The sequence below is a fragment of the Arsukibacterium sp. genome (assembly GCF_033722355.1).
Taxonomy (GTDB): domain Bacteria; phylum Pseudomonadota; class Gammaproteobacteria; order Enterobacterales; family Alteromonadaceae; genus Alishewanella.
On the sequence record NZ_JAWVZF010000097.1, the window covers coordinates 1 to 10,124 of the forward strand.

Below are 10,124 nucleotides of genomic sequence, written 5' to 3' on the forward strand. Positions count from 1 at the left end.
TCTTCTGTCGGCTGAGGCCAAAACTGGCAGACAAGGTTGAAATAACAGCCACGAATATTAACCAGCTCTGGCTGAAATTGAAATGCTTTGGTTAAATAAAGCTTATTGTTTATGGCGTTGCTGCGGACTTTGCGCATCAAGCTGGCGCAAATAACGCAGCTTCTCTGCCAGTTGTTTTTCCATGCCCCGGTCGCTGGGTTGGTAAAGCCGCCTGCCTGCCAGCTCAGGGGGCAGATAACACTCGCCGGCAGCATAGGCGCCCGGCTCATTATGAGCGTATCGATAGCCTTCACCGTGGCCCAAATCCTTTTGCAATTTACTGGGGGCATTGCGTAAATGCAGGGGTACCGGATAGTCGGGCAGCTCTTCAGCGAGCTTACGCATTTGATTGAATGCGCTGTAAACTGCATTACTCTTCGGCGCTAATGCCAGATAGACTGCAGCCTGGGCTATTGCCCGCTCTCCCTCTGCCGGCCCTACCCGACTGAAAGTGTCCCAGGCATTTAATGCCAGCGTCAGTGCTCTGGGATCGGCATTACCAATATCTTCACTGGCAATAGCCAGCAGTCGTCTGGCGACATATAAAGGATCGCCACCGCCCGCCAGGATCCGGCAATACCAGTATAAAGCGGCATCAGGATCAGACCCGCGTACTGACTTATGAAAAGCCGATATCAGGTCATAAAACATATCACCCTGATTATCAAAACCAGGTAGCTGTCTTGGGACAATCTGCTTAATTAATGCTGCGTTTATCTGACAGTCACTGCCTGTCTCTGCCTGGCTTAACTCGGCTGCCTGTTCAATGATATTCAGCAGTTTACGGGCATCACCATTGGCCAGTTGCAGCAATAAGTGTTCGGCATCTGCCGTTATCGTCAGTTGCCTTGCACCAAGACCCAGCTTTGTATCTGTTAACGCACGCTGCATAACCTGACGTAAATCATCGTCAGTCAGACTTTTCAGCACACATACCCTGGCCCGGGATAAAATAGCATTATTAAGAGCAAAGGCCGGGTTTTCCGTCGTGGCGCCGATAAAAATAATGGTGCCATCCTCAATATAGGGTAGAAACGCATCCTGCTGGGCTTTATTAAAGCGGTGCACTTCGTCAACAAACAATAATGTACGCTGCTGAAAAAGTTGCAACCGCTCCTGTGCATCTGAAATGGCCTGCCGTATATCCTTAACACCGCTTGTAACCGCTGATAGTTTCTGTAATTTGGCTGCTGCATGGTTTGCAACAAGCTCTGCCAGAGTTGTTTTGCCGGTACCAGGCGGCCCCCATAAAATCAGTGAAAACACTTTGCCGGCCAGTATTGCCTGATAAAGTGGCGTGCCAGGTCCAATCAGATGTTGCTGGCCGACATAATCATCCAGCGTGAGCGGCCTCAGGCGGGCAGCCAGCGGCCTGATGTCATCACTGAAATTCAGGGGTAAACTCGCCATGAATGCTATTGCTGCCGTTGATCGTCAATATCAACGCCCGCTGGAACCGTAAACTGAAATTGCTTATCGTCAATTTGCGGATTTAAACGCGCTTTGGAAAAACGAAACACACTTTGTTGCTGGTTTATATCAATCACCGTCATTTCACTGATGCCATTAGTATCAAAAGCCAGCATCAGTTGTTGTACCGGGTTATTACTATCCAGCGGATGAATTATAAATACCCCTTGCTGCGCGATAACCTGATACTGCTGCCACAGCTCGGGCTCTGTCGTCGTAAGCAAGGCAAATGCCGTTTGCCCTACTTGTGCCTTGGCATCATAAACGCTCACCTGCTCAAGTAATTCGTTATAAAACCACAGCGTAACGCCGTCGCTCACTAATAAAACCGGCTCTGGCTCTTCAGCTTCAAACCGGAACTGGGCAACCTTTTTTAACAGTAGCCTGCCCTGTCCCTGTTGTAATAACTGTTGCTGATCATCAAAAACCTGCTGCTGAAAATGTGCTGAAAAGCTGTCAATTTTAGCCAGTTCAGCTAACAGTTCAGCACTGCCATCAGGTGCACTGAGCCGTTGTTGCTGTACCTGTTTTAAATGTGGTGCAAAGTCGACTGGTGCAGCTTGTTGCGCCAGGCTGAGATTACTGAATAATAATGCCATTAACGCCAGTTTTTTCATTTAATACCCTTTAGGTTGTGCCGGCACCATGACCTCACGGTTGCCATTATGGCCAGGACCGCTGACCACCCCGCTCATTTCCATTTGCTCTACCAACCTTGCTGCCCGGTTATAACCAATCCGGAACTTACGCTGAACGCCCGAAACAGACGCCCGGCGACTTTCAATAACATGGGCAACTGCCTGATCATACAAAGGATCAGCTTCACCATCATCGGTGTCCAGCGTCTCACCCGGCAGCAAACTTTCCTCGCTGGTTTCGCCACTTAAAATCTCTGAAATGTAATTCGGTTTACCGCGTTTTTTCCAGTCAGCGACAACCGCATGTACTTCATGATCATCGACAAAAGCACCATGCACCCGGTTAGGTACCCCTGAGCCGGGTGGCAGATATAACATATCCCCCTGGCCCAGCAGACTTTCGGCCCCCTGTTGATCGAGAATAGTCCGGGAATCAATTTTTGACGAAACCTGAAACGCAATCCGGGTCGGGATGTTTGCTTTAATTAAACCGGTAATCACATCAACCGATGGACGCTGTGTGGCGAGGATCAGATGAATACCCGCTGCCCTGGCTTTCTGTGCAATCCTGGCAATCAGCTCTTCTACCTTTTTGCCAACAATCATCATCATGTCAGCAAATTCGTCAATTACGACAACAATAGCCGGTAATTTCTCCAGCAACGGCACTTCAGTGCGCATATCGTCTGACGGTTTCCAGAGCGGATCTTTTAACGGCTCGCCGGCTGCGATAGCCTCCTTCACTTTGGCGTTATAGCCTTTTAAATTCCGAACCCCTAATGCTGACATCAGTTTATAACGGCGTTCCATCTCGCCAACACACCAACGCAGGCCATTGGCGGCATCTTTCATGTCGGTAACTACTTCAGTCAGTAAATGTGGTATACCCTCGTAAATAGATAACTCTAGCATCTTCGGGTCAATCATTAAAAACCTGACATCATCCGGCGTCGATTTATACAACAGACTACAGATCATTACATTAACGCCAACTGACTTACCGGAACCCGTAGTACCTGCGACCAGTAAATGGGGCATTTTTGCCAGATCAGCCACCACAGACTTTCCGGCAATATCCTTGCCAAGCACCATGGTTAGTGCAGATTTTGATTCGGTAAACACGTCATCACCAATGACTTCTGACAACCGGACAATTTCCCGGTGCTGATTGGGTAACTCCAGACCGATATAGGATTTCCCCGGGATGACTTCCACTACCCGCACACTGATTGCCGACAGCGAACGAGCCAGGTCTTTGGCCAGACCGGTAATTTTGCTTACTTTAACCCCCGGAGCCAAATCCAGCTCAAAGCGGGTAACAACAGGGCCCGGATGCACACCCACTACCCGAGCTTCCACATTAAAATCAAGAAGCTTAGCTTCAACCAATCTGGAAACCCGTTCTAAATCAGCCGGATCAATCGGGTTCTGAGCTTTATCCGGTCTGTCCAGCAACGCCAGTGAAGGCAGCTCTTCCAGCGTATGCTGCACTTCCTCACTGTCATCGCTATCTTCGTCTTCTTCCGGAAACTGCATAAGCGGATCGAGGTCTTCCTGTGGCTCAAGCTGGGCCAGCGTTTTTGAAATATGTTCAGGATTTAACGGTTCATCAACCGCACTGAATGACAACTGTTCATCGGCCAGCTGATCCAAACTGTAATAGGATTTTGCTTCTGTTTTTGGATTAAGCGGTTTGATTGGCAGTGGCTCTGTTATTTTTGACTCAGCAAACAGGGCGGGCTCAGCACGCTGTTTAATCAGTACTTTGTCAGTAACACCTGTCCTGCTGCTGCCTGACTCCTCCGGCCGCTCTTCTTCATCAGGTGGAGCACTGCCAAAGCGCTCTCCCAGCCAGCCCGGGAAGGCTGCCAGGCCCTGGCCGGCTTTAAAACAGGCAATACCCAGATAGTCTGCTACCGTTAACCAGGATATTCCGGTCATCAGGGTAAGGCCGGTTGCAAAGCCCGCCAACAGCAACAGACTGGTACCGATAAAGTTAAAGTACGGTAACAGCACGCTGATGGTGACATCCCCGACGGCTCCACCGGAAGAGAAATAGTAAATATCGTTAAAGTTCATACTACTGATAGCTGTTGCGCTGACCAGAGTTAATACCAGACCAATCAGCCGCAGCCCCAGAATAAGATAGTCCAGAGCAAAAACGTTGTGGTAACGCTTAAACAATAAATAACCAAACACCGCAATCAGAAAGGGGACAAGGTAAGACACCCAGCCAAAACTAAACAACAGCATATCGGCAACTCTGGCTCCAATTGGCCCGGCGTAATTATTGACACTGGTCTGATAGCCGGTTTGTGACCAGCTCGGATCGGCCGGGTCAAATGAAAATAATGCCAGCAATAAAAACAATGCCAATGCCCAGAACAGGATTAATCCCACCTCGAGCAAGCGCTGAACGCCATTTAACGGAAATAATTGTTTGCTTTGCAAATGAAGGGCCTCGTTATTTTTATTCTGTCTGCGCAGACCTTATTACCATACCAGAGCCAGCAAAAAAGTGCATCTGCGCCATCACCCGGCATCGGTTTATTTCAAGCGGGGTCTGCGGTTCAGATAAGACTGTTAAAGCTATCTCAGCCAAGATTAACGCCTGCTGTATTGGCTCTTTGTCAGCTAAGACAATGACTGAATGTCATGATGTCATCGCGACAAAACTACTTTGTTTTACCTCTTCCATAACCACATATGTCCGGCTTTCCCGTACACTTGGTAATCTTAGCAGCGTCTCTCCTAATAATTCACGATAAGCTGCCATATTGGCCACCCGGGTTTTTAACAGAAAATCAAAACTGCCCGATACCAGATGGCATTCCTGAATCTCAACCAGTTTCTGAACGGCTTTACTGAATTCATCAAAATCTTCCGGCGAAGTTTTACTTAAAGTAATTTCCACAAACACCAGCAACGCAGCGCCCACCTTATGCGGGTCAACCTGAGCGGTATAACCTATAATGTACCCTTCGGCTTCAAGCTTGCGCACCCGTTCCAGACAAGGTGTCGGACTTAAGCCCACCCGCCGTGCCAGCTCAACGTTAGCCAGGCGGCCGTCGTGTTGCAGTTCAGTGAGTATTTTCCGATCAATCCGGTCTAACTTCTTGATACTTTTACTTAAAGAGTACATAGCAGTGAAAACCACCTTTTTTTAAAATTTAAACAGGATTTTGAACTATATCGGGACTTTAAAACAAGCATTAATTCTTCATTTCACACTGTATACTGCGCACAAATTTTACCTCTTACCTACAGGGCGGAATATTATGATCATCGGCATCCCAAAAGAAATAAAAAACCATGAGTACCGTGTCGGCATGACACCTGCCAGCGTACGCGAGTTAATCGGTCACGGCCACAGTGTTTATGTTGAACATAACGCCGGTATTGGCATCGGTTTTACCGATGAGGATTATACCGAAGCCGGTGCTGCAGTATTAGCCAGTGCCGAAGAAGTATTTGCCAAAGCAGAAATGATCGTCAAGGTAAAAGAGCCCCAGGCGGTTGAGCGGGCGATGCTGCGCGAAGGCCAGATCCTGTTTACCTATTTGCACCTGGCCCCCGATTTACCACAGACTGAAGATTTAATTAAATCAAAAGCTGTCTGTATTGCTTATGAAACTGTTACCGACAGTAAAGGTGGTTTACCATTGTTGGCTCCGATGTCTGAAGTGGCAGGTCGTATGTCGATCCAGGCCGGTGCCCGGGCATTGGAAAAGTCCTGTGGTGGCCGTGGTGTCCTGCTGGGAGGCGTCCCTGGCGTCGCACCAGCCAAAGTGGTGGTTATCGGCGGTGGTATGGTCGGCACTAATGCGGCACAAATGGCTGTAGGTATGGGGGCCGATGTCTCTGTCCTGGATCGCAACATTGATGTACTTCGCCGGATTAACGCGCAGTTTAACGGCGCCGTTAAAGCAATATATTCTACTGCAGCAGCGTTAGAGCAGGAAGTGCTGTCAGCCGACCTGGTAATAGGTGGTGTATTAGTACCTGGCGCAGCAGCCCCTAAATTAATTACGGCTGATCATATTAAACGGATGAAACCCGGCTCAGCCATTGTTGATGTCGCCATTGACCAGGGTGGCTGTGTCGAAACATCCCGGGCAACCACTCATGCCGATCCAACTTATATCGTTGATGAGGTTGTTCACTACTGTGTGGCAAACATGCCAGGAGCTGTACCGCGCACCTCTACTTTTGCACTGAATAACGCAACCCTGCCCTTTATTATCCGGTTAGCGAATAAAGGCTATAAGCAGGCACTGATGGAAGATAAACATTTACTGGCCGGTTTAAATGTATACCACGGTAAAGTGACTAACCAGAGCGTAGCAGAAGCGCTGGGCTTCCCTTATGTCGCGCCAGAGCAGGCTATAGGTAATAAATAACCCGCCAAAGCGCCTGGTAATTCACGAAAACCGGCTTTTAGCCGGTTTTTTTATTTTTTTTAAATTAAATTCAATAATTCAATAATAAAGGTATACATTCAGCTCAGACCTGTTACAGTGTCTCCCGGCCTGTAAAGCAGACCTATGTAACAACATGTTTTTGAACACTTCGCTACACAGCTTCATAGTAAGTCATGTCCCTGAAGATTCACGCACGTTTGCCCGCATAAGTATATTTAACAGTCAGGCTAACAGCGCATTAAGCGTAATTTAGTTTCATTAAAATTTTTAGGAGTCATTCATGGCTAAAGTAACTGGTGTAGTAAAGTGGTTCAACGCAGATAAAGGTTTCGGTTTCATTACTCAGGATAACGGCGGCGCTGACGCGTTCGTTCATTTCCGCGCTATCATGACTGAAGGTTACAAGACCTTAGACGAAGGTCAGCGCGTGACGTTCGAAATCGAACAAGGCCAGAAAGGCCCACAAGCTGCTAACGTAACTGTACTTTAATAGCTTAGTTTATTTCGTAAAAAAGCCGGCTTTAAGCCGGTTTTTTTTATTTAATTAATTTTAAAGTTTTCAGAATAAAACTATACATTCAATTCAGACCTGATATGATATGTCCCGGCCTGTAGATCAGACCTATGTAACAACATGTTTTTGAACACTTCGCTACACAGCTTCATAGTAAGTCATGTCCCTGAAGATTCACGCACGTTTGGCCACATAAGTAACAGTCAGGCTAATAGCGCATTAAGCGTAAATTATTTTTTTTAAATTTTTAGGAGTCATTCATGGCTAAAGTAACTGGTGTAGTAAAGTGGTTCAATGCAGATAAAGGTTTCGGTTTCATTACTCAGGATAACGGCGGCGCTGACGCATTCGTTCACTTCCGTGCAATCCAGACCGAAGGTTACAAAACCTTAAACGAAGGCCAGCGCGTAGCCTTCGAAATTGAACAAGGCCAGAAAGGCCCACAAGCTGCTAACGTAACCCTGCTGTAATAGCAAAACACGTTCAGTCAAAAAAACGGCCATTATCATGGCCGTTTTTTATTGCGGATCTGCTCAGTTTACAGCAAATTAAAAAGCCGCATAATGCGGCTTTTTTCTGTCATTTGGCTACACAGCGTTATTTGGCAACAGGCAGAGTCGGATACTTAATCCCTGCCATATCATTCATCACCCTGATCACCTGAGTACTGTAACCAAATTCGTTATCGTACCAGACATACAGCACACAACGATCACCGTCTACGATAGTGGCTTGAGAGTCTACGACACCCGCATAGCGTGAACCAACTAAATCAGATGACACAATTTCAGTAGAGCTGGTGTAATCGATTTGGTCCTGTAGTTCGGAGAACAGTGAGGTGCGTTGTAAAAAGGCATTAAGCTCATCGCGGTTAGTTTCTTTATTCAGGTTTAACGACAAAATAGCCATTGATACATTGGGCGTCGGTACCCGGATAGCGTTACCGGTCAGTTTACCTTTCAGTTCAGGTAAAGCTTTGGCCACGGCACTGGCAGCGCCGGTAGAGGTAATCACCATATTCAGCGGTGCTGCTCTGCCCCGACGTTCAGCTTTGTGAAAATTATCAATCAGATTCTGGTCATTAGTATATGAATGCACGGTTTCAACATGGCCGTTACGAATGCCAAATTCATCATTCAGGGCTTTTAATACCGGGGTAATAGCGTTAGTGGTGCAACTTGCTGCCGATACAAACTTGTGCTCTGGCAGGATCATATCCTGATTAACACCGTAAACAATATTTGGTACTTCACCTTTGGCTGGTGCCGTTAACAATACCCTGGCTGTACCTTTACTCTTAAAATGAATCGCCAGCTCTTTGTCGTCTTTCCAGATCCCGGTATTATCAACAACTAAGGCATTATTAATACCAAATGACGTGTAATCTACCTCTTCCGGCGAACTGGCATAAATTACTTTGATAAAAGTGCCGTTAGCTTTTATGCCCTGATTTTCCTCATCAACGGTAATACTGCCATTAAAAGGGCCATGAATCGAATCACGCCGCAGTAAACTGGCACGTTTTTCCAAATCACCTTTTTTACCGCCGCGGACAACAATGGCTTTTAAGCGCAATTTACTGCTCGGGCCGGAACGTTCCAGCATAAGACGGGCAAGTAAACGCCCAATCCGGCCAAAACCATAAAGCACCACGTCAGTTGCCTGTACCTTATCTTCACGGTCAAGAATGTCGGTTAATTCCCGTGCCAGATACTGGTCAAGGCTTAAACCTGCACCTGAATTTTTAAATAAAAAACCGTATGCCAGTTTTCCAATGTCTATCCGACCTGGCGCCAGATTCATTTTGCTGATAGCTTCCAGTACCGGAAAGCTCTCGCGCAGCCGCAGTTTCTCACCTTCAAACCGCTCTACGGTTTTATGAGCTTTGATAATATCGATGGTGGTTGCGTTTACCAGCGGGCGGCCATACACCACCACTTCTATTCCTTTGTTACGGTATAGCCGGCCAATGAGTGGTTGCATATTTTCGGCATATTCCTGGCGTTCCTGCCAGCTTTTCTGGTATTGCTCTGCGTGTGATTGGGTCATGTGTCGGCCTTTTACTTCAAAAAAATGAATTAATCGGAGCCTCGTGCTGTTTTGTAGGGTACAGCGTATTTATTAAAGGCGGCACATTGTAATAGATATTGAAACCTTACCACAACCACAACAGGTTAATTTCAGGTTTTTGTCGCATGCTGAAACCGTAAACTGACAGAGTTCACACAATAACGTTGACCGGTCGGCGCAGGACCATCATCGAACACGTGTCCCAGATGCGCGTCACAGTTGCTACAAACAATTTCAGTACGCTGCATACCATGGCTGGTATCTGTACGGAACTCAACCCTGCCCTCGAGCGCCTGATAAAAACTGGGCCAGCCACAACCCGCATCAAACTTGGTATCAGATGAAAATAAAACGGCACCACAGCAGATACAATGATAAGTACCATCAGCAGTATGGTGAAGCAATTTTCCGGTAAACGGGTATTCAGTTCCCTTAAGCCGGGTAACCCGATATTGCTCTTCCGTTAAACGTTGTTGCCATTGCTGCTCAGTTAGCTTCATAAAACTTCCCACTTAGAATGATACTTTTGTCACACTGCCGCTCTATATCACTATCAGCTTAGCGTTATTTTGACCAGTAACCTTTAATATATAAAAAAGACCGTTAAACATAAAACTTACCAGCCAATTTAATCAGCGGTTAGACTTAGCTACGATTAATAGCGCTGACATGGAGATGATTATGCTAAAACGTCTGGTATGGTTCACTCTGATACTGACGATAATGCTGGTATCACCGGCAGGCGCTCAGTCGTTGCCGGGTAAATGGCGTGGCAAACTAGTCCTGGCACCCCAGGCTGTCCTGACTATCGGTATTAATATTAACCATTCCGCAAAGGGTTACAGCCTTACCCTGGACAGCCCTAATCAGGGCATGTTTGATTATCAGCCCAGCCAGTTTATCATCGATGGTAACCATGTTCAGTTTCAGGATGACAAACTGAATGCCAGTTTCAGCGGTACCCTGGTGAAA

General features: G+C 47.0%; 10 protein-coding genes. 4 read left to right on the plus strand and 6 right to left on the minus strand.

Annotation, left to right across the window (positions count from 1 at the left end; translation table 11 throughout):
- Window positions 1–102: 102 nt before the first annotated feature.
- The 4 genes from R3177_RS09740 to lrp form a co-directional block, all read right to left on the minus strand.
- Window positions 103–1,449: a replication-associated recombination protein A gene (locus tag R3177_RS09740; protein WP_318970847.1), complete on the minus strand. Its 1,347-nt coding sequence runs from the start codon at window positions 1,447–1,449 to the stop codon at window positions 103–105.
- 5 nt (window positions 1,450–1,454) lie between these two features.
- Entirely contained in the window at window positions 1,455–2,126 is a 672-nt protein-coding gene (gene lolA / locus R3177_RS09745; protein ID WP_318970848.1) for an outer membrane lipoprotein chaperone LolA, read from the minus strand.
- The gene (locus tag R3177_RS09750; protein ID WP_318970849.1) at window positions 2,127–4,598 is read right to left on the minus strand and encodes a DNA translocase FtsK; all 2,472 of its coding nucleotides are present in this window, start codon (window positions 4,596–4,598) and stop codon (window positions 2,127–2,129) included. It abuts the gene before it with no gap.
- Window positions 4,599–4,800: 202 nt separating this feature from the next.
- Window positions 4,801–5,289 carry a leucine-responsive transcriptional regulator Lrp gene (gene lrp, locus R3177_RS09755; RefSeq protein ID WP_318970850.1) on the minus strand — a complete coding sequence of 163 codons (489 nt, stop codon included), beginning with the start codon at window positions 5,287–5,289 and terminating at the stop codon, window positions 4,801–4,803.
- Between the two features lie 136 nt (window positions 5,290–5,425).
- Here lrp and ald point away from each other — a divergent pair, with 136 nt between their 5' ends.
- The 3 genes from ald (at window position 5,426) to R3177_RS09770 (ending at window position 7,552) form a co-directional block, all read left to right on the plus strand.
- The gene (gene ald, locus R3177_RS09760; protein ID WP_318970851.1) at window positions 5,426–6,547 is read left to right on the plus strand and encodes an alanine dehydrogenase; all 1,122 of its coding nucleotides are present in this window, start codon (window positions 5,426–5,428) and stop codon (window positions 6,545–6,547) included.
- Window positions 6,548–6,848: 301 nt separating this feature from the next.
- Window positions 6,849–7,058, plus strand: coding sequence for a cold-shock protein (locus R3177_RS09765; RefSeq protein WP_019674401.1), 210 nt, complete (start codon window positions 6,849–6,851; stop codon window positions 7,056–7,058).
- Window positions 7,059–7,342: 284 nt separating this feature from the next.
- Entirely contained in the window at window positions 7,343–7,552 is a 210-nt protein-coding gene (locus R3177_RS09770; protein ID WP_213994945.1) for a cold-shock protein, read from the plus strand.
- Between the two features lie 127 nt (window positions 7,553–7,679).
- On the opposite strand, the gene R3177_RS09775 is transcribed toward R3177_RS09770, so the two are convergent.
- Both R3177_RS09775 and msrB read right to left on the minus strand, forming a co-directional pair.
- On the minus strand, window positions 7,680–9,131 hold the full coding sequence (locus tag R3177_RS09775) for a glyceraldehyde-3-phosphate dehydrogenase (protein ID WP_318970852.1): 1,452 nt from the start codon (window positions 9,129–9,131) through the stop codon (window positions 7,680–7,682).
- Between the two features lie 131 nt (window positions 9,132–9,262).
- Window positions 9,263–9,652 (minus strand): peptide-methionine (R)-S-oxide reductase MsrB, encoded by a 390-nt coding sequence (gene msrB / locus R3177_RS09780; RefSeq protein ID WP_413229082.1) that lies wholly within the window; start codon window positions 9,650–9,652, stop codon window positions 9,263–9,265.
- Between the two features lie 181 nt (window positions 9,653–9,833).
- Here msrB and R3177_RS09785 point away from each other — a divergent pair.
- Window positions 9,834–10,124, plus strand: a 291-nt coding sequence (locus R3177_RS09785; protein WP_318970854.1) for a hypothetical protein, incomplete at its 3' end; no start/stop codon positions are given.

Coding starts and splice junctions, on each gene's coding strand:
- R3177_RS09740 (WP_318970847.1), bottom strand. CDS start 1,449: ATGGCGAGTTTACCCCTGAATTTCAGTGATGACATCAGGCCGCTGGCT.
- lolA (WP_318970848.1), bottom strand. CDS start 2,126: ATGAAAAAACTGGCGTTAATGGCATTATTATTCAGTAATCTCAGCCTG.
- lrp (WP_318970850.1), bottom strand. CDS start 5,289: ATGTACTCTTTAAGTAAAAGTATCAAGAAGTTAGACCGGATTGATCGG.
- ald (WP_318970851.1), top strand. CDS start 5,426: ATGATCATCGGCATCCCAAAAGAAATAAAAAACCATGAGTACCGTGTC.
- R3177_RS09765 (WP_019674401.1), top strand. CDS start 6,849: ATGGCTAAAGTAACTGGTGTAGTAAAGTGGTTCAACGCAGATAAAGGT.
- R3177_RS09770 (WP_213994945.1), top strand. CDS start 7,343: ATGGCTAAAGTAACTGGTGTAGTAAAGTGGTTCAATGCAGATAAAGGT.
- R3177_RS09775 (WP_318970852.1), bottom strand. CDS start 9,131: ATGACCCAATCACACGCAGAGCAATACCAGAAAAGCTGGCAGGAACGC.
- msrB (WP_413229082.1), bottom strand. CDS start 9,652: ATGAAGCTAACTGAGCAGCAATGGCAACAACGTTTAACGGAAGAGCAA.